The organism is Streptomyces sp. NPDC050738, from assembly GCF_040654175.1.
GTDB lineage: Bacteria > Actinomycetota > Actinomycetes > Streptomycetales > Streptomycetaceae > Streptomyces.
The window spans coordinates 1-24,432 of sequence record NZ_JBFAHN010000001.1; the positions used below are offsets into that span (position 1 = coordinate 1).

The following is a 24,432-nucleotide window of genomic DNA, read 5'->3' on the forward strand; positions in this document are numbered from 1 at the left end:
CAACATATCTGGCGTTGACTTTTGGCACGCTGTTGAGTTCTCAAGGAACGGACGCTTCCTTTGTACTCACCCTCTCGGGCTTTCCTCCGGGCGCTTCCCTTCGGTCTTGCGTTTCCGACTCTATCAGATCCTTTCGGGCCCGATTCCCAGTCGAACTTGGGTTGTCTTTCCGGCTGTTGGGCCGTTCCGACGAGTGAGACTTTAGCGGATTCCTGGCCTCCGACGCTAATCGGGGTTGAATCCTCATTTCGCGCACACGCATAGGAATGAAACGACTAGTCGTCGTTCGTTCGAAATGGTTGTTGCGAGATGACTGTCCGGGGACCGACCAGGGTCGGCGCTCACGTCGGACAGCTCGGAGAACATTACGGAGCGGACAAACCCGTGTCAAGCCGGGGCCTGGTCGCTAGAGTGAGGGGCATGACATCGCATGCGTGCATCCTTCAGTGGTGGGCCGCCTGACAGGCGGCCGGCACTTGCGCATGTACCAACGGCCGCCGCTTCGGCGGCCGTTTCTGTTTTCTCCCTCCGGGAGCTCGGCCGCTGGTGGTGGCGGGCTCGATCAGGAGGTTGAGAGAGATGACGCGGGTCTTCAGTGGGGTCAAGCCGACGGGGCATCTGACGCTGGGGAACTACCTGGGCGCGATCCGGCAGTGGGCCGAGGTGGATCAGTACCGGGCCGAGTCGCTGTTCTGCGTGGTGGATCTGCACGCGCTGACCATGGAGCACGATCCTGCGCGGGTACGGCGGCTCAGTCGGCAGGCGGCGACGCTGTTGCTGGCTTCTGGGCTCGATCCGGAGCAGTGCGTCGTGTTCGTACAGAGTCAGGTGGATGAGCATGCGCGGCTGTCGTATCTGATGGAGTGCACCGCCTCCGACGGCGAGATGCGGCGCATGATCCAGTACAAGGAGAAGGCCGCGCAGGCGCGGGAGCGTGGGGACGGGGTTCGGCTGTCCCTGCTCACCTATCCGGCGCTGATGGCTGCCGACATCCTCGCGTACGGGACCGATGAGGTGCCCGTGGGCGAGGACCAGACGCAGCATGTCGAGCTGGCGCGGGATCTGGCCGTGCGGTTCAACCAGCGGTACGGGCAGACCTTTGTGGTGCCTCGGGCCATTCGGCCGCCGGTGGCCGCGCGGGTCATGGATCTGCAGGATCCGAGCGGAAAGATGGGGAAGTCGCAGGCCTCGGGGGCGGGGATCGTCTATCTGCTCGATGACGCCGATGTCGTACGGAAGAAGGTCATGCGGGCTGTGACCGACGGAGGGAGCGACGTTGTGTACGAGCGGGAGCGCAGTCCTGGTGTCGCGAATCTGTTGGAGATCTTCGCTGCCTGTACGGGGAAGGAGCCCGGGGAGCTGGCGGAGCAGTACTCGGGGTACGGGGCTTTGAAGCGCGATGTCGCCGAGGCTGTCGTGGAGCTGCTCCGGCCCGTGCGGGCGCGGCATGCGGAGCTGGCCGCTGATCCCGGGTATGTGCAGGGCGTGCTGCGGGCGGGGGCCGAGCGGGCTCGTGGGCTCGCTCGGCCGACTGTGGATGCTGCTTATGCGGCGATCGGGCTGCTGGAGCCTTAGCCGTTGCCGGAAGCCAGCTCGCGGCTTCGGTCGCGGGCTGCTTCCAGGGCGGCGATCAGGGCTGCTCGTACGCCGTGGTTCTCAAGTTCGCGGATCGCGCTGATGGTGGTGCCTGCGGGGGATGTGACCGCCTCGCGGAGCTTTACCGGGTGTTCGCCGCTGTCGCGGAGCATCACTGCCGCGCCGATGGCCGCCTGGACGATCAGGTCGTGGGCCTGGGCGCGCGGGAGGCCGAGGAGGATTCCGGCGTCGGTCATCGCTTCGACCAGGAAGTAGAAGTACGCCGGGCCCGAGCCGGAGAGCGCGGTGGCTGCGTCCTGCTGGGATTCGGGGACACGGAGTGTCTTGCCCACCGCGCCGAAGATCTCTGTGGTGTGGGTGAGGTGCGCGGGGGTCGCGTGGGTGCCGGCCGAGATCACCGACATGCCCTCGTCCACGAGGACCGGGGTGTTCGGCATGACCCGGACGACGGGGGTCTCGTTCGGGAGGCGGTCCTCGATGAACGTGGTGGGGATGCCTGCCGCCGCGCTGATCAGCAGGTGGGCGGGTGTGGTGTGGGGCGCCAGCTCGTCGAGGAGGGTGCCCATGTCCTGGGGCTTGACCGCCAGGATGAGGGTGTCGGCCCGCTTGGCCGCCTCGGCGTTGGTGACCGCTTCCACGCCGTAGCGGGTGTGGAGCTCCTCGGCCCGCTCCGGGCGGCGGGTGGTGACCAGGAGGCTGCTGGGGTGCCAGCCCGCTCGGATCATGCCGGAGAGAAGGGCTTCGCCGATCTTTCCCGTACCGAGGACTGCGACTGTCGTGGTCGTGGCCATGGGGCTGTTCACCTCGCCGTTGGTGCCTGGTTGTTCTCGTCATCCTCGCATTGCGGGTGGGGGGTGCGGGCGGGCGTCCGAGGCGTGGATCCGTCGTCAGGGGGTGCGGCGGCGGAGGGTTGCCGCGCCGAGGACGAGGACGGCCAGGGCGCAGGCGGTCACTACAGCGGAGTCGCGGACGAAGGTGGAGGTGACGTCGGGGTGGGTGAGGACCTGGGTCATGCCGTCCACCGCGTACGACATCGGGAAGGCGTACGAGATCGCTTCGAGGACCGGCTGCATCGTGGCGCGCGGGGCGAAGAGGCCGCAGAGGAGGAGTTGGGGGAAGAGCACCGCCGGCATGAACTGGACCGCCTGGAATTCGGAGGTCGCGAAGGCGGAGACGAAGAGGCCGAGTGCGGTGCCGAGGAGGGCGTCCAGGAGTGCGATGAGGAGGAGCAGCCAGGGGGAACCCGTGACGTCCAGGCCCAGGGCCCAGAGGGCGAGGGCTGTGGCCAGTGCCGACTGGATCACCGCTACCGCGCCGAAGGCCAGGGCGTAGCCGCCGATCAGGTCCGACTTGGCCAGGGGCATCGCGAGGAGGCGTTCGAGGGTGCCCGAGGTGCGTTCGCGGAGGGTGGCGATGGAGGTCACCAGGAACATCGTGATCAGCGGGAAGATGCCGAGGAGCGAGGCGCCGATGGAGTCGAAGGTGCGCGGGCTGCCGTCGAACACGTAGCGCAGGAGGAGCAGCATCACGCAGGGGACTGCCAGGAGCAGGACGATCGAGCGCGGGTCGTGGCGGAGCTGGCGCAGGACCCGGGCGGCTGTGGCGGCGGTACGGGCGGCGTTCATCGGGCCTGCTCCTTGGCCTTGGGGGTGGCCTGGGCGGCGGCCTCGTCGACCAGGTGGAGGAAGCCTTCTTCGGCTGTGGCGGTGCGGGTGCGGGTGAGGAGGGCGTCCGGGGTCTCGTCGGCGAGGATCGTGCCTTCGCGGAGGAGGAGCAGCCGGTCGCAGCGTTCGGCCTCGTCCATGGCGTGGGAGGAGACGAGGATCGTGGTGCCGTCGGCCGCGATGTCGTGGAAGAGGGTCCACAGATCGCGGCGGAGTACGGGGTCGAGGCCGACGGTCGGCTCGTCCAGGACCAGGAGTTCGGGGCTTCCGAGGAGTGCCACCGCGAGGGATACGCGGTTGAGCTGGCCGCCGGAGAGGTTCTTGGCGAGGGCCTCGGTGTGGGTGGTGAGGTCCACGGCGGAGATCGCTCGGTCCACGTCCGTACGGCGTCGGGCGGCTGCCGCGCGGCCCGGGGTGAGGATCGCGGCGAAATAGGCGAGGTTCTGGTGGACGGTGAGGTCCGCGTAGACCGAGGGGGTCTGGGTGACGTAGCCGATGCGGGGGCGCAGGGCGGTGGATCCGGCGGGGAGGCCGAGGACGTCCAGGGTGCCGGTGACTCTGGCCTGGGTGCCGACGATCGCGCGCATCAGGGTCGACTTGCCGCAGCCCGACGGGCCGAGGAGTCCGGTGATCTGGCCTCGGGGGACGGTGAAGTGCAGGTCGTGCAGGACGGTGCGGGGGCCGCGGACGACGGACAGGCCGCGGGCCGTTACGGCGTCCGGCGGTTTATTCATCATGTGATGAATAATGCGCTCGGGTCGCGGCCGCCGTCAAGGCTCCGGGGAGTTCAGGGGTACGTCAGGGTCATCCCCCATGGCCGGGAGGGGAGTTGGGGGCGGAGTGTGGATATATGACGCAGAACAGTGGAATCAGCAAGGCGGAGGGACGGAATCTGGCGGTCGCCTCCGCGACGCTCGGGCCCTGGCGGGCCGCATCGGCGGTCGGGGCGCTGGGCGGAGTCGTCTCGCTCGGCGTCGGGACCATCGCCGACGGGTTCGGGTCGGGTGTGGTCGTCGGCGCGCTGTCCGTCGCCCTGACGCTCTTCTATGTGGTGGGCGGGGCGGGGGCGGTGCTCGGCAGGCGGGGCGGGGCGACGTCCGGGTCCGGGTCCGACCGCCGGATACGGCGGTGGGCCGCGGCCCATCCCTGGCGCGTCGCCGCGGTGCCTGCCGCGCTGATGGCCTTCAGCGATGTGGTGGTGCGGCAGGTGCTCGGGTCGGAGAGCTTCTTCGCGAGCGTGGGCGACGGGATCTGGCGCGGGATCGTGGTGGGTGGAGTGGTCGGGCTGGTGGGGCGGTTCGGTGGTGGGCGTCGCTGAGCGGCCGGGCCGGGGCCGTGGGAGCGGGGCCCGGACGGGTGGTCAGCGGGGCGGATTTCTCACCACCGTGACGTCCAGTGCGTACGACTCCTCGATCTGGCCGTCGGGGAAGGTGCGGAGGAGTTCCGCACGTTCGTCCGCCAGGACCTCGGCCGTGACCTCCGCGCCCATCGTCGCGAAGTAGGAGCGGCTGCCCAGGTGGCCCAGGTGGGTGTCCAGGGGGACCGTCCGGCGCCAGTGGAGGGTGCGGAACGCGGGCCTCAGGCCGTCGTCGAGGGTCTTGATGATCGCGGGGGCCTCGGGTGCCACGCCGTGCCGGTGGTAGTCGGGGAAGCGTTTCTGGAGGCGGGCCTCCTGGGCCGCCGTCCAGGGGACCTTCGGGTCCGGGATGTTCCACCAGAGCGCCAGCGCGCCGCGCGGTGCCAGTACGCGGAACGCTTCGGGGATGGAGCGGGACGGGTCCGTCCAGTGCCAGGACTGGGCGTACGTGATGAAGTCCGCCGAGCCCGAAGCGAGGGGAAGGCTGTTGCCGTCGCCCTGGATCAGTGGGACGTCCGGGAGGCGCTGCCGCAGTTGGGCCGCCATTGCGGGGCCCGGTTCCACGGCGGTGACCTGCGCTCCCCGGTCGCGGAGGAGACGCGTGGCGATGCCTGTGCCTGCGCCGATGTCGTAGACCGTCGCCCCTTTGAAGGAGAGGCCGGCCATCGCCTCGACGGCGTCGAAGAGAGCGGGCGGATAGCCGGGCCGGGATGCGGCGTACTGGGCGGCCACCGAGTCGAAGGACAGCGCGAAGTCTTTCGTCATGCCGGTCATCCTGGCGGGGCCACACGGAGGTTGACCAGGGGGCGTCGTCCAGGTGGGGGCTCCGGCGGGGCCGCTTCCCGCGCTACTGCGCTACTGCGCTACTTGCGCTTCTTGCGCGCCGCGGGGTTGCCCGTGCGATTTCCGCGGCGCTTCTCGTACTGCGACACCGCCGTCGCGTACTCCTCGCGGCGGAGCTTCTCGCCGGGGGCCTCGATGAGGGAGCGGAAGAAGTACGCGATCAGCGAGCCGATGAAGCCGATCGCCTTCAGGCTGCGGAGCGCTTCCTCCCTGCCCGGGTCCGCGGGGCGGCGGCGGAAGCCGTCCCAGGTGCGGGCGAACGCGAGGGCGCTGCAGACCGAGAAGACCAGGATGAAGAGCACGTTGACGAAGCCGCCCACATTGGCGATCTCCAGGCCCTGGTAGGCGAAGCGCATGATGAAACAGGCCGCTGCCGCAGCGACGAGCGAGCCGGCCGCGACACCGGCGCGCCGCAGTCCGTAGCCGTCCGAACGGTCGACCCAGGTCGTGCCGAAGAAGCGGATGGACTCGGGCTGCGGCCCGCCGGGGGTGGTGCTGGGGTTCTCGCTCACAGGGTTGATTATCCCTGGGCGGGAGCCGTGCTGCGGTTAGCCGCAGTGCTCCCACGGGCTGGTGTACGTGTACGTGCCGACGCCCGCCGTGATCATTCCGCCCCACTTGACCGTGAGCGCTTGACCCGAAGGCCCGGACGCCCACAGGGGGCATCCGGGCCAGTCGGTGGCTGAAACGCGTGGGGTGCGTGGGGCGGGTGGTGGCCTTGGGTCAGCCGAGCTTGCTGACGTCGCGGACCGCGCCCTTGTCGGCGCTGGTGGCCATTGCCGCGTACGCCTTCAGGGCCTGCGAGACCTTGCGCTCGCGGGACTTGGGGGCGTAGACGCCGTTCAGGGCGGCGCGGCGGGTGTCCAGGTCGGCGTCGGAGACCAGGAGCTCGATGGTGCGGTTCGGGATGTCGATGCGGATACGGTCGCCGTCCTCGACCAGCGCGATCGTGCCGCCGCTCGCCGCCTCGGGGGACGCGTGGCCGATCGAGAGGCCCGACGTACCGCCGGAGAAGCGGCCGTCCGTGACCAGGGCGCACACCTTGCCGAGGCCGCGGCCCTTGAGGAAGGAGGTCGGGTAGAGCATCTCCTGCATACCCGGGCCGCCCTTCGGGCCCTCGTAACGGATGACGACGACGTCGCCCGGCTCGATCTGCTTGTTGAGGATCTTCTCGACCGCGGATTCCTGGGATTCGCAGACGACCGCCGGGCCCTCGAAGGTCCAGATCGACTCGTCGACGCCGGCCGTCTTCACGACGCAGCCGTCGACCGCCAGATTGCCCTTGAGGACCGCCAGACCGCCGTCCACGGAGTACGCGTGCGCCAGGTCGCGGATGCAGCCGCCGGCCGCGTCCGTGTCGAGGGTGTCCCAGCGCTCCGACTGGGAGAAGGCCGTTGCCGAGCGGACGCAGCCGGGGGCCGCGTGCCAGAGCTCGACGGCCTCGGGCGACGGGGAGCCGCCGCGGACGTCCCAGGTCTTCAGCCAGTCCGCGAGGGACGGGGAGTGGACCGAGTGGACTTCCTCGTTGAGCAGGCCCGCGCGGTGGAGCTCGCCGAGGATGGCGGGGATTCCACCTGCCCGGTGGACGTCCTCCATGTAGTACGTACCGCCGGGGGCGACGTTCGGGGCGACCTTGGAGAGGCAGGGGACGCGGCGCGAGACCGCGTTCATGTCGTCCAGGTCGTAGTCGAGCTCGGCTTCCTGGGCGGCGGCCAGGAGGTGGAGGATCGTGTTGGTGGAGCCGCCCATGGAGATGTCCAGGGCCATCGCGTTCTCGAAGGCGGCGCGGCTGCCGATGGTGCGCGGCAGGACCGTCTCGTCGTCCTCGGAGTAGTAGCGGTGGGTGATCTCGACGATCGTGCGGCCGGCCTGCTCGTACAGCGCCCTGCGGGCCGTGTGCGTGGCCAGCAGCGAGCCGTTGCCGGGGAGGGAGAGGCCGAGGGCCTCGGTCAGGCAGTTCATCGAGTTGGCGGTGAACATGCCCGAACAGCTGCCGCAGGTGGGGCAGGCGTTCTCCTCGATACGGAGGATGTCCTCGTCCGAGACGCTCTCGTCGACCGCGTCCGAGATCGCGTTGACCAGGTCGAGCTTGCGGACCGTGCCGTCGACGAGGGTGGCCTTTCCGGCCTCCATCGGACCGCCGGAGACGAAGACCGTCGGGATGTTGAGGCGCATCGCGGCGTTCAGCATGCCCGGGGTGATCTTGTCGCAGTTCGAGATGCAGATCAGGGCGTCGGCGCAGTGCGCCTCCACCATGTACTCGACGCTGTCCGCGATGAGGTCGCGGGAGGGGAGGCTGTAGAGCATCCCGCCGTGGCCCATCGCGATGCCGTCGTCGACCGCGATCGTGTTGAACTCGCGGGCGATGCCGCCTGCCGCCGTGATCGCCTCGGAGACGATCCGGCCGACCGGGGCGAGGTGCGTGTGTCCGGGGACGAACTCCGTGAAGGAGTTGGCCACCGCGATGATCGGCTTCCGTCCGATGTCCGCGCCGGGTACACCGGAGGCGCGCATGAGGGCGCGGGCGCCTGCCATGTTGCGTCCGTGGGTGACTGTGCGGGACCTCAGCTCGGGCATCGTCGCTCGCTCCTTAGGAGGGATGGGGCTCCTCGCGAGCGTACGCCCGGGCTCCACGATTTGGACAGCTCGTCCGGAATGCGGGACGCGGGGCTCAGGATGCGGGCGCTCGTACGGGGGCGGGGCCGGAGTCGGGGTCGGGGGCCGCGTCCGTCAGGTAGCGCTGGAGGGTCGGGGCGACCAGCGCGATGATCTCCTCCGGGTCCGCGGAGGCCAGGGGCTCGACCTTCAGTACGTACCGCATGACCGCGATGCCGATCATGTGCGAGGCCGCCAGCTCCGCGCGGAACTTCGGGTCGGGCACGTCCAGGTCCGCCGCCACCCGCTCCAGGACCCGGCGCTGGAAGAAGGCGCGCAGCACCTTGGCGGCGGCTTCGTGGGTCAGGGCGGAGCGGACCACGGCGAGGAGGGGGGCGCGGGTCGCCGGGTTCTCCCAGATGCCGATGAAGGAGCGGGCCAGGCGGTCGCCGATGCCGTCCGTGGACGTGCCGATGATCGCGGGGAGCAGTTGGGCGGGCTCCAGGGTCGTCTCGATGGCCGACTCGAAGAGGTCGTCCTTCGTACCGAAGTAGTGGTGGACCAGGGCCGCGTCGACCCCGGCCTGCTTGGCGACGCCGCGCATGGAGGTCTTGTCGTATCCGCGCTCGGAGAACTCCGTGCGTGCGGCGGCCAGGATCCGCTCGCGGGCGGCCGGTTCTCCTGCGGACTGGGCGCGGGAGGGGCGGCCGCGGCGGCGCGGGGTCCCTTCGGAGGTCACGGCTGGTGGACCCGGGTGGCCAGGTGGAGGCGGGTGAAGGCCAGGGCCTCCGCCAGGTCGGCCTCGCGTTCGGCGGCGGACATCGCGCGGCGCGTGTTGACCTCGATGACGACGTGGCCGTCGAAGGACGTACGGGCGAGCCGCTCCAGGAGTTCGGCGCAGGGCTGCGTACCGCGGCCCGGGACCAGGTGTTCGTCCTTGCCGGAGCCGCGGCCGTCGGCGAGGTGGATGTGGGCGAGGCGGTCGCCCATCCTGTCGACCATGTCCATGGCCTCGGAGCGGGCCGTCGCGGTGTGCGAGAGGTCGACCGTGAAGTGGCGGTAGTCCTCCTTGGTGACGTCCCAGTCGGGTGCGTAGGCGAGCATCTCGCGGTCGCGGTAGCGCCAGGGGTACATGTTCTCGACAGCGAAGCGGACGTCCGTCTCGTCCGCCATCCGCCAGATCCCGGAGACGAAGTCGCGGGCGTACTGGCGCTGCCACCTGAAGGGCGGGTGGACGACGACCGCGGAGGCGCCGAGCTTCTCGGCCGCCGCCTGGGCGCGCTGGAGCTTGGTCCACGGGTCGGTGGACCACACGCGCTGGGTGATCAGGAGGCACGGGGCGTGTACGGCCAGGATCGGGACGCCGTGGTAATCGGAGAGGCGGCGCAGCGCCTCGATGTCCTGGGAGACGGGATCGGTCCAGACCATGACCTCGACGCCGTCGTAGCCCAGGCGCGCGGCGATCTCGAAGGCCGTCGCCGTCGACTCCGGATACACGGACGCCGTGGACAGCGCGACCTTCGCATCCGGGATGCGCACCACTGGTTCTGCCACGGGAGACAGCGTACGGGCCATGGCTAGCGGGGCGGGAGGTGGTCCAGGCGGCGCAGGATGATGCCCTCGCGCAGTGCCCAGGGGCAGACTTCGAGCTCTTCGACGCCGAAGAGGTCCATCGCACCCTCTGCGACCAGGGCTCCTGCGGGGAGCTGGTGCGCGCGGCCCTCGGAGACGCCGGGGAGTGCGGCGCGTTCCGCCGTCGTCATCGCGGCGAGCTTGGGGACCCACTCCTCCAGTGATTTACGACTCAGCCGGCGCTGGATATAGAGACCTTCGTTCGAGCGGGCGGCCCCTGCGATGCGGGAGAGCTGCTTGAAGGTCTTGGAGGTCGCGACGACGTGGTCGGGCTTGCCGAAACGGGTGAACTCGCCGACCGTACGGGCGATTTGGGCGCGTACGTGGCGGCGCAGGGCCTTCACGTCCAGCGGGTCGGGCGGGTCTCCGGGCAGCCAGGTGTGGGTGAGGCGGCCGGCGCCGAGCGGGAGGGAGACGGCGATGTCGGGGTTCTCGTCCATGCCGTACGCGATTTCGAGGGAGCCGCCGCCGATGTCGAGGAGGAGGATCCGCCCGGCGGACCAGCCGTACCAGCGGCGCGCGGCGAGGAAGGTGAGCCGGGCCTCCTCCTCGCCGGTGAGGACCTGGAGGTCGACGCCCGTCTCGTCGTGGACGCGGGCCAGGACGTGGTCGGCGTTGCTGGCCTCGCGGACGGCGGAGGTCGCGAAGGGCAGGACCTCTTCGGCGCCCTTGTCCTCGGCCGCCTGGAGGCCTTCGTTGATGGTGGCGACCAGCCGGTCGACGCCTTCGGGGCCGATCGCCCCGTGCTCGTCGATGAGTTCGGCGAGACGGAGCTCGGCCTTGTGCGAGTGCGCCGGCAGCGGGCGGGCGCCAGGGTGGGCGTCGACGACCAGCAGATGAACTGTGTTCGAACCGACGTCGAGGACTCCGAGTCTCATATGCGGAACGCTACTGCGGATGGGCACTTACCCTTGCCGTGTGCCGAAGACGAAAAAGGTTAAGCCGGGCAAAGCCGTAAAGCTGCCCAAGCCGAAGCATGACGAGAAGGGTCTGGACTTCGCGCGGGCCTGGGTCGAGTTTCCCGACCCGGCCGACGACGAGCAGATCTTCCGGTGCGATCTGACGTGGCTGACGTCACGGTGGACGTGCATCTTCGGCAGTGGGTGCCAGGGGATCGAGGCCGGGCGGGCGGACGACGGGTGCTGCACGCTCGGTGCGCACTTCTCCGACGACGAGGACGAGCAGCGGGTCGCCGGGCATGTGGCGCGGCTGACGCCGGACATGTGGCAGTTCCATGACGTCGGGACCGACACCGGGTGGACCCAGCTCGACGATGACGGCGAGCGCCAGACGCGCCGCTGGAACGGGTCGTGCATCTTCCAGAACCGGCCCGGTTTCAAGGGCGGCGCGGGGTGCTCCCTGCACATCCTGGCGCTCAAGGAGGGCAAGGAGCCGCTGGAGACGAAGCCGGACGTGTGCTGGCAGTTGCCGGTCCGGCGGACGTACGACTGGATCGACCGGCCGGACGACTCGCGCGTGCTCCAGATCTCGATCGGGGAGTACGACCGGCGGGGCTGGGGTCCCGGCGGCCATGACCTGCACTGGTGGTGCACGTCGGCGACGTCTGCGCACGGTGCGGGCGATCCGGTCTATGTGACGTACCGGCCCGAGCTCACCGAGCTGATGGGCAAGGGGGGTTACGACCGCCTCGTGGAGCTCTGCGAGGAGCGGCTGTCCTCGCTGCTGCCGATGGCGCCGCACCCGGCGGACCCGGTCGGCTAGTCGGTGGGTCCAGGCGCCGCCGTCTCCGAAGGGGGCGGCGGCGTCGTGCTGTCCGAGGCCGTGGGTGTGGGCGTCGGGGTGGGGTCCGTCGGGGTGGGCGACGCGCTGTCCGTGGGGGTCGGGGTCGGGTCCTGGGTGGGCGGTGTGGGGTCGTCCGTCGGGTCGTCGTGGTGGTGGGACCGGCCGTGCCCGGAGACCGAGACCACCGCGCCGGTGGGGTCGATGCCGATGCGGGCCGTCCAGTCGCCGTCCGGGTCGCGGTGGTGGTTCACGTACACCTGAATCGTGAACGTCGCGCCGGGGGCGAGGGTTCCCGAAGTGCTGCTGAAGCGGAGCCAGTCCGCGTCCGTCCAGGACGACCAGCGCACCGGGGCGCCGCCCGTGTTGGTGAGTGTGATCGTGGTCGTCCCGCCGGACACCTGGGCCTCCACCGTGAGGCGCCCTGCGCCGGGGGCCGTGGGTCCTGCCGCGGCTCCGGGGCTGACCACCTCCACCGAGACGTCCGGGGCCCGGCTGCCCGCGGTGAAGCCGGGGGACGGGTCGGTGCGGGCGTTGCCCGCGTTCTCGTAGTGGTCGTACGGGCTGGAGTTGAGGCCTCCCGCGCCGTCCGTCTCGCTCGCGGTGACCCGGGAGCCGTCGTGGCCCTCGCCGGTGAAGGGTGCTCCGCGGTACGCCGCCCAGAGCGCCAGCACGGGGGCCGCGACCACGGTCGCCACGACGGTGGTGGTGACCGCGCGGGCGCGGAGCCGGTCGCGGCGGGCCGCGTGGTCCTTGGGGTCGAGAGGGAAACCGTTTCGCCCGAAGCGGGGGGCGCTGCCGCGCGGGGCGTGCAGCATCGCCACGTACGCCGCCTGGCGCGGGGCCGTGACCAGCGGCAGTTCGGCGGGCGAGCCGTGGAGCGAGGGCGTGAGCGCGGAGCCGGGCCACGGCCCGGAGGCGCCGGCGCGCTCGGCGGCGCGGCGGCAGCGCGGGCAGTCGTCGACATGGCGTACGAGTTCACGGCGGAGCGCCGAGGAGAGGAGCACCCGGCGGTCGCCGGTGAGGCGGGCCACGGAGGAGCAGTTGCCTGTCTCGACGACGGCGAGGGCGGCCCGGGTCCGCTCCACCTCGCACGCGGCGGCGGCCAGCAGGGCGCGGGCCGATGCGGAGTCCATCCCGAGGACGGCGGCGACCTCGGCGGGGGCGAGCCGGTGGCGTACCGCGAGTTCGAGTGCCTCGCGCTGCTCGGGGGTGGTGCCTGCGGCCTCCGGCCAGGCCAGCAGGGCGAGTTCGCGGCGCCTGAGGTCGGCGGTCTCCTGCGGGACGGACGGGGCGGGCTCGGTGGTGCGGGCGGGGGCGCGGCCGGTGTGCGCCCCGGGCCGTGAACGCTTCAGCTCGGACAGTTTGCGCAGGCAGGCCCAGCGCGCCAGCGCGTACAGCCAGGCCCTTCGCTGCGGGTCGGCGGACGGACAGCGGCTGAACTGCCGCTCGGACAGGGCGAGTACGTCGCCCAGTGCCGCCGTCGCCGCCTCGTGGTCGCACAGGACGGAGAGACAGTAGGTGAACAGGCCGTCGAGATAGGCCTCGTAGCGCGCCGGCGGCCGCTGGATGCGGGTCGTCCGGCCCGGGGCACGTCGCTGCGCCCGGTGTGCGCCGGTGGTGTGCGTGGGGTGCTCCAGCCTGCTGCTGCTCGTCACCCGGCGACGGTAGGCCGCAGAGCGCGGCCTCTTCGCACCCCTTGAACGGTTTTAATCCTTACGGGTGAACGTATCCCTCAAAAGGGGACAGGAACCGGGCATTCCGCCGCCGTGATCAGGCGTGGGGCCCGTTGTCAGTGGTCGCGGATACGGTGGGCGACATGGCTGCCCGAGCGAAATCCACCAAAGAACGGCCGTCCTATCGCTGCAAGGAATGCGGCTATACGACGGCCAAGTGGCTCGGCCGCTGCCCCGAGTGCCAGGCCTGGGGGACGGTCGAGGAGTTCGGCGGCGCGCCCGCGGTCCGGACCACCGCGGCCGGCCGGGTCAGCACGGCCGCTGTGCCCATCGGACAGGTCGACACCCGTCAGGCGACCGCCCGTTCGACCGGCGTCGACGAACTGGACCGGGTGCTGGGCGGCGGGCTCGTGCCCGGCGCCGTCGTGCTGCTCGCGGGCGAACCGGGCGTGGGCAAGTCGACGCTGCTGCTGGACGTGGCCGCGAAGGCGGCGAGCGACGACCACCGCACGCTGTACGTCACCGCCGAGGAGTCCGCGAGCCAGGTCAGGCTGCGCGCCGACCGGATCCACGCGCTCAGCGACCACCTCTATCTGGCCGCCGAGACCGATCTGTCGGCGGTGCTCGGGCATCTGGACGCGGTGAAGCCCTCGCTGCTGGTCCTGGACTCCGTACAGACCGTGGCCTCCCCCGAGATCGACGGGGCGCCGGGCGGAATGGCGCAGGTCAGGGAGGTGGCGGGCGCACTGATCCGGGCCTCCAAGGAGCGCGGGATGTCGACGCTGCTCGTCGGGCACGTCACCAAGGACGGGGCGATCGCGGGGCCGCGGCTCCTGGAGCACCTGGTGGATGTGGTGCTCTCCTTCGAGGGCGACCGGCATGCGCGGCTCAGGCTGGTGCGGGGCATCAAGAACCGTTACGGCGCGACGGACGAAGTCGGCTGTTTCGAACTGCACGACGAGGGGATCACGGGGCTGGCCGATCCGAGCGGGCTTTTCCTGACCCGGCGCGACGAGCCCGTGCCCGGCACGTGTCTGACGGTGACTCTGGAGGGCAAGCGGCCGCTGGTCGCCGAGGTCCAGGCGCTCACCGTCGACTCGCAGATCCCTTCGCCCCGGCGCACCACATCGGGTCTGGAGACGTCCAGGGTGTCGATGATGCTCGCCGTGCTGGAACAGCGCGGGCGGATCAGCGCCCTTGGCAAGCGCGACATCTACACCGCGACGGTGGGCGGGGTGAAGCTCACCGAACCCGCCGCCGACCTCGCGATGGCGCTCGCGCTCGCCTCGGCCGCCAGTGACGTACCGCTGCCGAAAAACCTGGTCGCGATCGGCGAAGTCGGGCTTGCGGGCGAGGTCAGGAGGGTGACGGGGGTCCAGCGGAGGCTGGCCGAAGCGCACCGGCTCGGCTTTACACACGCGCTGGTTCCGACCGATCCCGGCAAGGTTCCCGCAGGTATGAAGGTCATCGAAGTGGGCGACATGGGGGACGCGCTGCGTGTGCTTCCGCGACGGTCTCGGGCAGAGGCGCCCCGGGAGGATGACTCGCGCCGGTAGACTTTGCCCTGGTCTCGCCCATCCGTACGAGCCGGAGGAGTGCAGTGGCAGCCAACGACCGGGCATCGGCGTCCGGAAAGTCCGGCGGGAGCTCCTCCGGTATCGAAGCGCTGATGCGCGCCTCACTGAGCGCCGTGGCGCCCGGAATGGCCCTGCGTGACGGCCTGGAGCGCATCCTCCGCGGCAACACCGGCGGACTGATCGTCCTCGGCATGGACAAGACGGTCGAGTCGATGTGCACCGGCGGCTTCGTGCTGGACGTCGAGTTCACCGCGACGCGCCTGCGCGAGCTGTGCAAGCTCGACGGCGCGCTCATCGTCGACAAAGACATCACCAAGATTCTGCGGGCGGGTGTCCAGCTGGTCCCCGACGCTTCGATTCACACCGAGGAGACGGGGACCCGGCACCGGACCGCGGACCGGGTCTCCAAGCAGTGCGGGTTCCCTGTGGTGTCCGTGTCGCAGTCGATGCGGCTCATCGCGTTGTACGTGGACGGGGAGCGCCGGGTCCTGGAGGAGTCGGCGGCGATCCTGTCGCGGGCGAACCAGGCGCTGGCCACCCTGGAGCGGTACAAGCTCCGGCTGGACGAAGTCGCGGGCACGCTTTCGGCGCTGGAGATCGAGGACCTCGTGACCGTGCGGGACGTCACCGCGGTCGCGCAGCGGCTGGAGATGGTGCGGCGGATCGCGACGGAGATCGCCGAGTATGTGGTGGAGCTGGGGACCGACGGTCGTCTGCTGGCGCTGCAGCTCGACGAGTTGATCGCGGGCGTGGAGCCCGAGCGGGAGCTGGTGGTGCGGGATTACGTACCGGAGCCGACGGCCAAGCGGTCGCGGACCGTGGCGGAGGCGCTCACCGAGCTGGACGCGCTGAGCCACTCCGAGCTCCTGGAACTCCCCATCGTGGCGAGGGCATTGGGCTACAGCGGGTCTCCCGAGACACTGGACTCCGCGGTGTCGCCGCGCGGGTACCGGCTGCTCGCGAAGGTGCCGCGGCTGCCCGGGGCGATCATCGAGCGGCTCGTGGAGCACTTCGGCGGGCTGCAGAAGCTGCTGGCCGCGAGCGTGGACGATCTGCAGACGGTGGACGGGGTCGGGGAGGCTCGGGCGCGGAGTGTGCGCGAGGGGCTTTCGCGGCTGGCCGAGTCTTCGATCCTTGAGCGGTACGTCTAGGCAGGCGCGCGTCCGGTGCGGGCGGTCCCCCATCCCGGGGGCTCGGCCCCCGGACCCCTGCTCAGTCCTTCGTCAGGACGATCGATGTGCGCTGGACCGGCATTCCGGGGAGGCTCGCCTCGATCAGGTACGTACCGGGGGTGGCCGAACCGGGCGGCGGGGTCGCGCAGTTGGGGGCCGACTTGGCCCGGTTCCACTGCACCGTGTGCTTGATCGTGGAGTTGGCCGGGACCTGGAACAGCAGCGCGCCGTCCTTGGGGCAGTCCTTCGAGGACCAGATCACCTTGTCGTCCGCCGATGTGACCGTCACCACAGCCGCCTTCGGGCCGAAGTCCACCTTGCAGCTCGACGCCGACACGTTCTTCGCGACGAGCTCGAACTTCGGCTTCTCGCCCGGTGCGTAGGTGTTCTTGGGGTTGTGCAGCGTCAACTGCACCGCAGCCGCCGTGCAGTCGGGGAGCGAGGAGCCCGCCGGTACACGCTGGCCCCCGCTGTCACCGCCACCGGAAGCGCCCGCTCCGCCGCCGGCCGCGTCACCGCCGGAGGATCCGCCCGTGTCCGTACCCGACGAGGCGTCGCCCGAGCCGGCATCCGCACCGCCGCCCGTTGAGCCGCCGGAGCCGCTCGACTCGTCACGGCCGCCGGGGTTTTGGCTGATCGCCGGGCCCGAACTCGCGGGGCCGGGAGTGATCGAGGACGGGGCGTGCGAGCCGTCCGCCCCTGGCTTGCCCTTCTTGCCTCCGCCGCCACCCGAGGTGACGACCCAGGCGATCAGGAGCGCGAGCAGCGCAACCAGAGTTGCCGCTACTGCCCTCCGTCGCCAGTAGATGGTGGAGGGAAGCGGACCGACCGGATTGCGCATAGATCCCACGGCGGCAACTGTACGAGAGATCAGGGCCAACTCCGGCCTCACCCGCCGCCCGTACCGACAACTTTTGCGGATCATCATTTCGCCGGACCCCAACTTTCGTCGGGGGCACGGCCGAACGATCGCTCGTGGTGACAACCGGGCGATGATTCATACTGTGCGTCACCATGCACAGTGATTCCTGGCTCTACAAAGACATCGTCGACTTCGCACACTCGACACCCCATTGGATTCAGAAACTGATGGAGGTGTGGACGGAGATCGGACTGCTGCTCTTCGGCGTCCTCTTCGTCGCGGTCTGGTGGCGTGCCCGCCGCGGCGACTCCAGCGCCATGGCGCTGGCGCTGCTCGCGCCGGTCGGTACGGCGATCGCGTACGTCATCAGCGAGTTGGTGAAGTCGATGATCGACGAGGAGCGCCCCTGCCGCGCGGTCGCCGGCGCCGCCGCCTCGCTGATCACCTGCCCGGTCAGCGGCGACTGGTCGTTCCCCTCCAACCACGCGACGATCGCGGGCGCCGCGGCCGTCGGCCTCGCGCTGGCCGTGCCGCGACTCGGCTGGTTCACCGTTCCTCTCGCGCTGCTCATGGCCTTCTCGCGGGTCTTCGTCGGCGTGCACTATCCGCATGACGTCGCGGTGGGGCTGCTGCTCGGTGCGCTGGTCTCCTTCGCCGCCGCCAAGGCGCTGGCCCGGCCTGTGGGCTCGCTGGTGGAGACGATGCGGTCGAGCGATACCGCCGTTGTGACGTGGTTCGCCGGGGCGGGGCCCGGGATGAAGTCCAAGCACCGGAGGAGCTGAGAGGATCGACAGCGCCATGACTACTCACACCGATCAGACCGATCAGACCCAGCAGACGCAGCCGACCGAGCCCAGTGCCGCCGCCCTCCACACCCCCGTCATCGCGTGGTTCGAGGCCAATGCCCGTGATCTCCCCTGGCGCCGCCCCGAAGCGGGTGCCTGGGGTGTGATGGTCAGCGAGTTCATGCTGCAGCAGACCCCGGTCAGCCGGGTTCTTCCGGTGTACGAACAGTGGGTGGCCCGCTGGCCGCGCCCCGCCGACCTGGCCGCCGAAGCACCCGGCGAGGCCGTCCGCGCCTGGGGCAGGCTCGGCTATCCGCGGCGCGCGCTGCGGTTGCACGGGGCCGCTCAGGCCATAACGGAACGGCATGGCGGAGACGTGCCCAGCCAGCACGCACAGCTTCTCACGCTGCCCGGGATCGGTGAGTACACCGCCGCCGCCGTGGCTTCGTTCGCGTACGGGCAGCGGCATGCCGTCCTGGACACGAATGTGCGGCGGGTCATCGCCCGTACGGTCACCGGCGTCCAGTACCCCCCGAACGCGACCACCGCCGCCGAACGCAAGCTCGCCCGGGCCCTGCTGCCCGAGGACGAGGCGAGGGCGGCCGACTGGGCCGCGGCCTCGATGGAGCTCGGGGCGCTGGTGTGCACCGCCAAGAGCCCGGAGTGCGGCCGCTGCCCGGTCGCCGCGCACTGCGCGTGGAAGCTGGCCGGGAAGCCGGCGCACGAAGGTCCGCCGCGGCGCGGGCAGACGTACGCGGGGACCGACCGGCAGGTCCGCGGAAAGCTCCTGGCCGTGTTGCGGGAGGCCGTCGCGCCCGTGACGCAACAGGAGCTCGACGCGGTCTGGAACGAGCCCGTGCAGCGGGCGCGCGCCCTGGACGGGCTGGTTTCGGATGGTTTGGTCGAGCCCCTGGCGGACGGCCTTTACCGCCTGCCACTTACTTAAACCTTCACCTGTTACATAACCGATGGCCAGCCGTGCGTCCGCCGACGGCTGGTGCGGACAAGTCCGTGACACCGCCTCCGTAGCTTCGAGATCAGACCACGAAGCACAGCAACACCCACGGGGACGACGGAGGCGGTTCGGTATGGCGCACGGTGAGGTGCTCGAGTTCGAAGAGTACGTACGCACCCGGCAGGACGCGCTGCTGCGCAGTGCCCGCCGCCTCGTCCCGGACCCGGTCGACGCACAGGACCTGCTGCAGACCGCGCTGGCGCGTACGTACGGCCGCTGGGACGGCATCGCCGACAAGTCCCTCGCCGACGCCTACCTGCGCCGCGTCATGATCAACACGCGTACGGAGTGGTGGCGTGCCCGGAAGCTCGACGAGGTGCCCACCGAGCAGCTGCCCGACGCGTCCGTCGAGGACGGCACCGAGCAGCGCGCCGACCGCGCCCTGCTGATGGACATCCTCAAGGTGCTCGCGCCCAAGCAGCGCAGCGTCGTCGTGCTGCGTCACTGGGAGCAGATGAGCACCGAGGAGACGGCTGCCGCGCTCGGCATGTCGGCGGGTACGGTGAAGTCCACACTGCACCGGGCGCTGGCGCGTCTGCGGCAGGAGCTGGAGAGCCGGGCCATCGACTCCAGCGACCAGGCGCTGGGACGGATGGAGCAGGAAGAGATGGGGCGGGAGCGGTGCGCGGCCTGAGAACTGGCAGCAGAAACACGGCAGCGGCGGGCACCACGGCAGTGGCCGGGCTCGCCGCTTTCGGGCTCCTGGTGGCGGGCTGCGACAGCGACGGCACGGGCGCGCGGGACGCGGGGGCGGCCCGGTCGACGACGGAGTCGCGCAGTCCGGTTCCGCAGGCTTCGGGCAGCGGCGCGGCGGCCAAGGAGGCCACGAGGCGGGTCGACGCGGCCGCGCTCCTCAAGGAGGACCCCAAGGTCAGCAGCGCGGTGAAGCGCGAGCTGAAGACGTGCGGCGGGCGCGAGTACCCGATCGACGTCAGCTACGGCAAGGTGACGGGCAACAACACCCCTGATGTCGTGGTCAACCTGATGACCTGCAGCGATGCGATGGGGATCGCCACGTACGTCTACCGCGAGGACTCCGGTACGTACAAGAACGTCTTCGCGGCCGAGGAGCCCCCGGTCTACTCCGAGATCGACCGGGGCGACCTCGTTGTCACGAAGCAGCAGTACACCAAGGGCGACGCGATGGGGTATGCGTCCAGCGAGGACGTGATCACCTACCACTGGTCCGGCGGTAAGTTCGCGGAGACCGATTCGGTGCACACCGACTTCTCCAAGGCGGTCAGCAACGGAGACGGTACGGCGACCAGCGCTCCGACGACGGACAACTGAGAAGGCAGCCCGACCCATGGCCGAGACCCATGTCCTCTTCGTCGAGGACGACGATGTGATCCGCGAGGCGACCCAGCTCGCACTGGAGCGCGACGGCTTCACCGTCACCGCCATGCCGGACGGGCTCTCGGGCCTTGAGGCGTTCCGTGCGAACCGCCCCGACATCGCACTGCTCGACGTGATGGTGCCCGGCCTGGACGGCGTCAGCCTCTGCCGTCGTATCCGCGACGAGTCGACCGTGCCCGTGATCATGCTGTCCGCGCGTGCCGACTCCATCGACGTGGTGCTCGGCCTGGAGGCGGGGGCCGACGACTACGTCACCAAGCCCTTCGACGGCGCCGTCCTCGTCGCCCGTATCCGCGCCGTGCTGCGCCGCTTCGGCCATGCCGGCGGTGCCGCGGGCGAACAGGAGGAGGGCGGCCCCGACGAGCGCGGGGTGCTGGTCTTCGGCGATGTCGAGGTCGACACCGAGGGCATGGAGGTACGGAAGGCGGGCGATCCGGTGGCGCTGACGCCGACCGAGATGCGTCTGCTGCTCGAATTCTCCTCGGCGCCCGGCTCCGTACTGTCGCGCGACAAGCTCCTGGAGCGGGTCTGGGACTACGGCTGGGGCGGTGACACCCGCGTCGTGGACGTCCACGTCCAGCGGCTGCGCACCAAGATCGGCCAGGACCGGATCGAGACCGTCCGCGGCTTCGGCTACAAGCTCAAGGCATGAGGCCTGCGCCATGAAGCACCTCGCCCTGCGGACCGGCGTCCGCTGGAAGATCTCCATCGCGATCGCGGCCGTCGGCGCGCTGGTCGCGGTGACGCTCAGTCTCGTCGTGCACAACGCGGCGCGCGTCTCGATGCTCGACAACGCCCGCGACACCCAACTGGGGCGCCTGGACTGGGCGCAGCGGCTGTACGACCCGAACAAGCGGACCCAGGTGGGCGGGGCGAAGATCAACGACCCGCTGCTGCCCAAGCCGCTGCGCTCCAAGGCCAACGCCCACCGGCGCTCCACCTTCGTCGACGAACACCACAGCGTCGCACCGGACGTCTGGGCCGCATCCCCGCTGCCCAACGGCGACGTGCTCTCCGTGCACAACGTCTACCAGGACAGCGCGGGCGTGCTCAACGACCTCGACCGGGCCCTGATCATCGGTTCGGTCTCGGTCGTCATAGGCGGCTGCGCGCTCGGAGTGCTGATCGGCGGGCAGCTCTCGCGACGGCTGCGGAAGGCTGCGGCGGCGGCCGGGAAGGTCGCGCAGGGGCAGCGGGACGTACGGGTGCGGGACGCGATCGGTGGTGTCGTACGGGACGAGACCGATGAACTGGCGCGCGCGGTCGACGCGTTGACCGACAGCCTGCAGGAGCGGGTGGACGCCGAACGGCGGGTCACCGCGGACATCGCGCACGAGCTGCGGACGCCGGTGACCGGTCTGCTCACGGCGGCCGAGCTGCTGCCGCCCGGCCGTCCGACGGAGCTGGTACGCAACCGGGCGCAGGCTCTGCGGACGCTGGTCGAGGACGTACTGGAAGTGGCGCGGCTCGACAGCGCGTCGGAGCGGGCGGAGCTGCAGGAGGTCGCGCTGGGCGAGTTCGTCAGCCGGCGGGTGACGGTGCTCGACCCGGAGGTCGAGGTCCGGGTGGTGCACGAGTCGTGGGTCAACACCGACCCGCGCCGGCTGGAGCGGATCCTGGGCAATCTGCTGGGCAATGCGGCCAAGCACGGGGCGGGACCGGTCGAGGTCACGGTCGAGGGGCGGGTCGTACGGGTGCGGGATCACGGGCCCGGGTTCCCCGAGGATCTGCTGCGGGAGGGGCCGAGCCGGTTCCGTACGGGATCGAGCGACCGGGCCGGGCAGGGACACGGCCTGGGGCTGACCATCGCCGCCGGGCAGGCGAAGGTGCTGGGGGCGCGGCTCACCTTCCGTAACGCGGCGCCCGAAGGGGCGAAGATCACCGGCGGTGCGATCGCGGTGCTGTGGCTGCCGGAGCACGCGCCGACGAACACGGGCAGCTATCCGGTGCTGCGCAAGAACATCCCCGCTTCCTAGCCCACCAGGCCCCGCGCAAGCCTCTCCGCCACGTCCCGTGTCAGCGGCGCGTGGCCGAGCAGGAAGCGGTACCAGAAGACGCCGTAGACCTGGTCGACGATGAGATCGAGGTCCGCGTCGTCGGGCAGCTCGCCGCGCTCCCGGCCCCGGGCGAGGACCTGCTGCAGTGCGGCGCGCCGCGCTCCGGTGAACTCCTGCATCAGCTCGGCCAGTTGGGGGTCGTTCGCCGCCTCCCGTACGAGCGTGCGCAGTGCGGGCGCGGTCTGCGGGTGCTGCGCGGCCGCGAACGTCGCGGTGACGACGGCGGCGAGGTCCGCGCCCAGCGAGCCGCTGTCGGGCGGTGGTACGGACTCCTCGGCGCGGTCGGTCAGCGCGTCCAGGAGCACGGCCCCCTTCGACGGCCACCACCGGTAGATCGTCTGCTTGCCCACGCCCGCCTCGCGCGCGATGGCGTCGACGGTGACCGCGCCGCCCTCCGCCCCCGCCAGCAGCCGCAGGGCGCCGTCGAGGATCGCGCTCCGTACCAGCTCATTGCGTTTACGACCGGTGTGCGGCCGCTCCGTTGCGCTCATTTCGCTTCAACTCCCTTGACGAGACCGGCGGTTCGAGCAACACTCTTGTCGAGAACATAAGTCTCGTCAACAGCAAAGGGCAGGAAATCATGTCTGCAAGCGTCTTAAGCGTGGTCGTCATGGGTGGCAGCTCCGGAATCGGCGAGGCCACCGCCACGCTCTTCGCGGCCGAGGGCGCCGAGGTGGTCATCACCGGGCGCAGCCAGGAAAAGCTCGATGCCGCCCTCGCCCGGATCGGCGGCAAGACCTCGGCGCACCGCCTCGACGCGTCCGACCCGGCGCAGATCGCCGCCTTCTTCGGGCAGTCCCAGACGGTCGACCACCTGGTCATCGCGGTCAGCGGCTCGGCGGGCAGCGGGCCTTTCGCGACGCTCGACCCGGCCCATCTCGCAGCCGGTTTCGACGGCAAGTTCTGGCCGTACGTCCACATCCTGCAGGCCGCACTCCCCCACCTCGCCGCCGACGGATCGGTGACGCTGGTGACCGCGGGTTCCGCACGCGCCGCCTTCCCCGGCACGGTCGGGCTCGCCGCCATCAACGGCGCACTGGAGGCCATGGTGCCGCCGCTCGCCGTCGAACTCGCCCCCCGGCGGTTCAACGCGGTCTCCCCCGGCGTCATCGACACCGCCTGGTGGGACGCCGTACCGGCCGAGCAGCGCAAGGAGTTGTTCGACGGGCTCGCGGCGACCACCCCGGTGGGCCGAGTCGGCCGGGCCGAAGAGGTCGCGGCGGCCATCCACATGCTCGCGCGCAACGGATTCATCACCGGCACCGTGCTGGACGTCACGGGCGGCACGAACCTACCGTCGGGCCGGTGACCACCGAATCCCCCGCAGAGAGACCCGCCGAGGTCCTCACCGAGACCCCAACTGAGCGCCGTGCCACCTGGTTCGAGCTCTTCGGAGACCTCGTCTTCGTCGCAGCCGTCGGCCAGGTGACCCACCGCATCGGCGAACACCCCACGGGCGGGGCGGTGGCCGCGGCCACCGCCCTGTTCGTCCCCCTGTGGTGGACCTGGGTGCTCTATGCCGTACGGGCCAACCGCGCGGACCGCGACAACACCGCGCACCGGCTGCTCACCATGTGCGGTCTGGCCGCGGTCTGCGGCCTCGCCGTCTTCATCGGCGGGGTGGGGCACTCCCCCGGCGCCGACGCCGGTTTCGTCCTCTCCTATCTCTGCGCCCGCGCGGGTGTCGCGGCGCTGTACGCGTGGGAGTCCCGCACCGACACCCAACTCGCCCCGCTCCTCCGGTCGTTCGCGATGGGCTCGGCGGGCTCCGCCGTCCTGTGGGCGGGCGGCCTCGCCTTCGCGCCGGGTCCGCTCCGCTACGGGGCCTGGGCGGCCGGGATGGCCACGGACCTGCTCATGCCGCTGCTCTCCGGACGGCGCATCGCCCGCGCCACCCACCATGTGGAACATCTGCGGGAGCGCTTCGGCCTGTTCACCATCATCGTGCTCGGCGAAGCGGTGCTCGGCTTCACCAACGGCCTGATCCACGCCCGCACCGCCCCCCAGGCGGCGGTCGGCGCCGCGGCGGCCTTCGCGCTCTGCGCCAGCCTGTGGTGGTCGTACTTCAGCGCCAGCGGCACCCGCCCCGGCGCCCACGCCCAACTCGCCCGGAACCCCCTCCTGTTGCACGCCTACGTCTTCGGCCACCTGCCGGTGCAGCTGGGCCTGGCCGTGACCGGCGGAGCGCTCTCCACGGCGATAGCCGACCCCGCCGGGCACATGTCCCTCGCCTCGGCGGCCTGCATCCTCGGCGGCGTGGCCCTCTTCCTCCTCGCCACCTCAGCCGTACGGTCCGCCTTCACCGGCCTGCGCGACCCGGTCGTCGCGATCCGCGTGACCACGGCCCTCCTCGCCCTCGCCCTGCTCCCGCTGGGCACCCGCCTGCCGACCCCCGTCCTGCTGGCCATCCTCGCCGCTCTCGTGGCGGCATCGGTGGCGGCCGAGACCCCCGGCCACCGCCGCCGTCTCGCCGCGACCCCTTGAGTCCTTCTCGGTGGAGGACCG

At 70.8% G+C, this 24,432-nt stretch carries 25 protein-coding genes; 13 read left to right on the top strand and 12 right to left on the bottom strand.

What is annotated here, in order from left to right; genetic code table 11:
* Nucleotides 1-579: 579 nt before the first annotated feature.
* Nucleotides 580-1,575, top strand: a complete 996-nt coding sequence (gene trpS / locus AB0H78_RS00005) for a tryptophan--tRNA ligase (RefSeq protein WP_363231862.1) — start codon at nt 580-582, stop codon at nt 1,573-1,575.
* Here trpS and proC read toward each other — a convergent pair.
* The 3 genes from proC to AB0H78_RS00020 all read right to left on the bottom strand — a co-directional run bounded on the left by proC (nt 1,572) and on the right by AB0H78_RS00020 (nt 3,997).
* Complete coding sequence (proC, locus tag AB0H78_RS00010; protein ID WP_363231863.1) at nt 1,572-2,387, bottom strand: pyrroline-5-carboxylate reductase; 816 nt, start codon at nt 2,385-2,387, stop codon at nt 1,572-1,574. The genes trpS and proC overlap by 4 nt on opposite strands.
* A 96-nt stretch (nt 2,388-2,483) precedes the next feature.
* A complete protein-coding gene (locus AB0H78_RS00015; protein ID WP_363231864.1) occupies nt 2,484-3,221 on the bottom strand; it encodes an ABC transporter permease in 738 nt (245 codons plus the stop codon).
* Nucleotides 3,218-3,997 carry an ABC transporter ATP-binding protein gene (locus AB0H78_RS00020; RefSeq protein WP_363231865.1) on the bottom strand — a complete coding sequence of 260 codons (780 nt, stop codon included), beginning with the start codon at nt 3,995-3,997 and terminating at the stop codon, nt 3,218-3,220. Before AB0H78_RS00020 ends, AB0H78_RS00015 begins: the two co-directional genes overlap by 4 nt.
* 113 nt (nt 3,998-4,110) lie before the next feature.
* Between AB0H78_RS00020 and AB0H78_RS00025 the strand changes: the two genes are divergently transcribed.
* Nucleotides 4,111-4,578 carry a hypothetical protein gene (locus AB0H78_RS00025; RefSeq protein ID WP_363231866.1) on the top strand — a complete coding sequence of 156 codons (468 nt, stop codon included), beginning with the start codon at nt 4,111-4,113 and terminating at the stop codon, nt 4,576-4,578.
* A gap of 42 nt (nt 4,579-4,620) precedes the next feature.
* Here the strand turns inward: AB0H78_RS00025 and AB0H78_RS00030 are convergent, their stop codons facing one another.
* From AB0H78_RS00030 to AB0H78_RS00055, 6 genes are all read right to left on the bottom strand, one after another.
* Nucleotides 4,621-5,391, bottom strand: coding sequence for a class I SAM-dependent methyltransferase (locus AB0H78_RS00030; protein WP_363231867.1), 771 nt, complete (start codon nt 5,389-5,391; stop codon nt 4,621-4,623).
* 89 nt (nt 5,392-5,480) lie between these two features.
* The gene (locus AB0H78_RS00035) at nt 5,481-5,972 is read right to left on the bottom strand and encodes a hypothetical protein (protein ID WP_363231868.1); all 492 of its coding nucleotides are present in this window, start codon (nt 5,970-5,972) and stop codon (nt 5,481-5,483) included.
* 211 nt (nt 5,973-6,183) lie between these two features.
* Entirely contained in the window at nt 6,184-8,037 is a 1,854-nt protein-coding gene (gene ilvD / locus AB0H78_RS00040; protein ID WP_363231869.1) for a dihydroxy-acid dehydratase, read from the bottom strand.
* 94 nt (nt 8,038-8,131) lie between these two features.
* Nucleotides 8,132-8,794: a TetR family transcriptional regulator gene (locus AB0H78_RS00045; RefSeq protein ID WP_363231870.1), complete on the bottom strand. Its 663-nt coding sequence runs from the start codon at nt 8,792-8,794 to the stop codon at nt 8,132-8,134.
* Nucleotides 8,791-9,609 carry a sugar phosphate isomerase/epimerase gene (locus AB0H78_RS00050; RefSeq protein WP_363231871.1) on the bottom strand — a complete coding sequence of 273 codons (819 nt, stop codon included), beginning with the start codon at nt 9,607-9,609 and terminating at the stop codon, nt 8,791-8,793. The genes AB0H78_RS00045 and AB0H78_RS00050 overlap by 4 nt, the downstream gene beginning before the upstream one ends.
* Nucleotides 9,610-9,632: 23 nt before the next feature.
* Nucleotides 9,633-10,565 (bottom strand): Ppx/GppA phosphatase family protein, encoded by a 933-nt coding sequence (locus tag AB0H78_RS00055; protein WP_363231872.1) that lies wholly within the window; start codon nt 10,563-10,565, stop codon nt 9,633-9,635.
* A 40-nt stretch (nt 10,566-10,605) separates the two neighbouring features.
* Between AB0H78_RS00055 and AB0H78_RS00060 the strand changes: the two genes are divergently transcribed.
* Complete coding sequence (locus AB0H78_RS00060; protein ID WP_363231873.1) at nt 10,606-11,409, top strand: hypothetical protein; 804 nt, start codon at nt 10,606-10,608, stop codon at nt 11,407-11,409.
* Here AB0H78_RS00060 and AB0H78_RS00065 read toward each other — a convergent pair.
* Nucleotides 11,406-13,085: a hypothetical protein gene (locus AB0H78_RS00065; protein WP_363231874.1), complete on the bottom strand. Its 1,680-nt coding sequence runs from the start codon at nt 13,083-13,085 to the stop codon at nt 11,406-11,408. The genes AB0H78_RS00060 and AB0H78_RS00065 overlap by 4 nt on opposite strands.
* Before the next feature lie 161 nt (nt 13,086-13,246).
* Here AB0H78_RS00065 and radA point away from each other — a divergent pair, with 161 nt between their 5' ends.
* Complete coding sequence (gene radA, locus AB0H78_RS00070; RefSeq protein ID WP_363231875.1) at nt 13,247-14,659, top strand: DNA repair protein RadA; 1,413 nt, start codon at nt 13,247-13,249, stop codon at nt 14,657-14,659.
* 44 nt (nt 14,660-14,703) lie between these two features.
* Nucleotides 14,704-15,831: a DNA integrity scanning diadenylate cyclase DisA gene (gene disA / locus AB0H78_RS00075; RefSeq protein WP_363231876.1), complete on the top strand. Its 1,128-nt coding sequence runs from the start codon at nt 14,704-14,706 to the stop codon at nt 15,829-15,831.
* A 61-nt stretch (nt 15,832-15,892) separates the two neighbouring features.
* Here disA and AB0H78_RS00080 read toward each other — a convergent pair whose 3' ends face one another.
* Nucleotides 15,893-16,693, bottom strand: coding sequence for a hypothetical protein (locus AB0H78_RS00080; protein WP_363232678.1), 801 nt, complete (start codon nt 16,691-16,693; stop codon nt 15,893-15,895).
* 173 nt (nt 16,694-16,866) lie between these two features.
* Between AB0H78_RS00080 and AB0H78_RS00085 the strand changes: the two genes are divergently transcribed.
* From AB0H78_RS00085 to cseC, 6 genes are all read left to right on the top strand, one after another.
* Nucleotides 16,867-17,496 carry a phosphatase PAP2 family protein gene (locus AB0H78_RS00085; protein WP_363231878.1) on the top strand — a complete coding sequence of 210 codons (630 nt, stop codon included), beginning with the start codon at nt 16,867-16,869 and terminating at the stop codon, nt 17,494-17,496.
* Between the two features lie 16 nt (nt 17,497-17,512).
* On the top strand, nt 17,513-18,445 hold the full coding sequence (locus tag AB0H78_RS00090) for an A/G-specific adenine glycosylase (RefSeq protein WP_363231879.1): 933 nt from the start codon (nt 17,513-17,515) through the stop codon (nt 18,443-18,445).
* A 142-nt stretch (nt 18,446-18,587) separates the two neighbouring features.
* On the top strand, nt 18,588-19,148 hold the full coding sequence (locus tag AB0H78_RS00095; protein ID WP_363231880.1) for a SigE family RNA polymerase sigma factor: 561 nt from the start codon (nt 18,588-18,590) through the stop codon (nt 19,146-19,148).
* Complete coding sequence (locus AB0H78_RS00100) at nt 19,136-19,804, top strand: hypothetical protein (RefSeq protein ID WP_363231881.1); 669 nt, start codon at nt 19,136-19,138, stop codon at nt 19,802-19,804. Before AB0H78_RS00095 ends, AB0H78_RS00100 begins: the two co-directional genes overlap by 13 nt.
* Before the next feature lie 16 nt (nt 19,805-19,820).
* Nucleotides 19,821-20,522, top strand: a complete 702-nt coding sequence (gene cseB / locus AB0H78_RS00105) for a two-component system response regulator CseB (RefSeq protein ID WP_363231882.1) — start codon at nt 19,821-19,823, stop codon at nt 20,520-20,522.
* Between the two features lie 10 nt (nt 20,523-20,532).
* On the top strand, nt 20,533-21,846 hold the full coding sequence (gene cseC / locus AB0H78_RS00110; protein ID WP_363231883.1) for a two-component system sensor histidine kinase CseC: 1,314 nt from the start codon (nt 20,533-20,535) through the stop codon (nt 21,844-21,846).
* On the opposite strand, the gene AB0H78_RS00115 is transcribed toward cseC, so the two are convergent.
* Nucleotides 21,843-22,418, bottom strand: a complete 576-nt coding sequence (locus AB0H78_RS00115) for a TetR/AcrR family transcriptional regulator (RefSeq protein WP_363231884.1) — start codon at nt 22,416-22,418, stop codon at nt 21,843-21,845. The genes cseC and AB0H78_RS00115 overlap by 4 nt on opposite strands.
* A gap of 89 nt (nt 22,419-22,507) precedes the next feature.
* On the opposite strand from AB0H78_RS00115, the gene AB0H78_RS00120 reads away from it, so the two are divergent.
* Together AB0H78_RS00120 and AB0H78_RS00125 are read left to right on the top strand one after the other, a co-directional pair.
* Nucleotides 22,508-23,236, top strand: coding sequence for an SDR family oxidoreductase (locus AB0H78_RS00120; protein ID WP_363231885.1), 729 nt, complete (start codon nt 22,508-22,510; stop codon nt 23,234-23,236).
* On the top strand, nt 23,233-24,411 hold the full coding sequence (locus AB0H78_RS00125; protein ID WP_363231886.1) for a low temperature requirement protein A: 1,179 nt from the start codon (nt 23,233-23,235) through the stop codon (nt 24,409-24,411). Before AB0H78_RS00120 ends, AB0H78_RS00125 begins: the two co-directional genes overlap by 4 nt.
* Nucleotides 24,412-24,432: the final 21 nt, after the last annotated feature.

What these genes read in the sequence shown, in the direction of transcription:
- AB0H78_RS00095 (WP_363231880.1), top strand. Translation starts at nt 18,588, where the DNA reads ATGGCGCACGGTGAGGTGCTCGAGTTCGAAGAGTACGTACGCACCCGG.
- AB0H78_RS00120 (WP_363231885.1), top strand. Translation starts at nt 22,508, where the DNA reads ATGTCTGCAAGCGTCTTAAGCGTGGTCGTCATGGGTGGCAGCTCCGGA.
- ilvD (WP_363231869.1), bottom strand. Translation starts at nt 8,037, where the DNA reads ATGCCCGAGCTGAGGTCCCGCACAGTCACCCACGGACGCAACATGGCA.
- trpS (WP_363231862.1), top strand. Translation starts at nt 580, where the DNA reads ATGACGCGGGTCTTCAGTGGGGTCAAGCCGACGGGGCATCTGACGCTG.
- AB0H78_RS00025 (WP_363231866.1), top strand. Translation starts at nt 4,111, where the DNA reads ATGACGCAGAACAGTGGAATCAGCAAGGCGGAGGGACGGAATCTGGCG.
- AB0H78_RS00115 (WP_363231884.1), bottom strand. Translation starts at nt 22,418, where the DNA reads ATGAGCGCAACGGAGCGGCCGCACACCGGTCGTAAACGCAATGAGCTG.
- AB0H78_RS00085 (WP_363231878.1), top strand. Translation starts at nt 16,867, where the DNA reads ATGCACAGTGATTCCTGGCTCTACAAAGACATCGTCGACTTCGCACAC.
- AB0H78_RS00080 (WP_363232678.1), bottom strand. Translation starts at nt 16,693, where the DNA reads ATGCGCAATCCGGTCGGTCCGCTTCCCTCCACCATCTACTGGCGACGG.
- cseC (WP_363231883.1), top strand. Translation starts at nt 20,533, where the DNA reads ATGAAGCACCTCGCCCTGCGGACCGGCGTCCGCTGGAAGATCTCCATC.
- proC (WP_363231863.1), bottom strand. Translation starts at nt 2,387, where the DNA reads ATGGCCACGACCACGACAGTCGCAGTCCTCGGTACGGGAAAGATCGGC.
- AB0H78_RS00015 (WP_363231864.1), bottom strand. Translation starts at nt 3,221, where the DNA reads ATGAACGCCGCCCGTACCGCCGCCACAGCCGCCCGGGTCCTGCGCCAG.
- AB0H78_RS00090 (WP_363231879.1), top strand. Translation starts at nt 17,513, where the DNA reads ATGACTACTCACACCGATCAGACCGATCAGACCCAGCAGACGCAGCCG.
- AB0H78_RS00055 (WP_363231872.1), bottom strand. Translation starts at nt 10,565, where the DNA reads ATGAGACTCGGAGTCCTCGACGTCGGTTCGAACACAGTTCATCTGCTG.
- cseB (WP_363231882.1), top strand. Translation starts at nt 19,821, where the DNA reads ATGGCCGAGACCCATGTCCTCTTCGTCGAGGACGACGATGTGATCCGC.
- AB0H78_RS00030 (WP_363231867.1), bottom strand. Translation starts at nt 5,391, where the DNA reads ATGACCGGCATGACGAAAGACTTCGCGCTGTCCTTCGACTCGGTGGCC.
- radA (WP_363231875.1), top strand. Translation starts at nt 13,247, where the DNA reads ATGGCTGCCCGAGCGAAATCCACCAAAGAACGGCCGTCCTATCGCTGC.
- AB0H78_RS00020 (WP_363231865.1), bottom strand. Translation starts at nt 3,997, where the DNA reads ATGATGAATAAACCGCCGGACGCCGTAACGGCCCGCGGCCTGTCCGTC.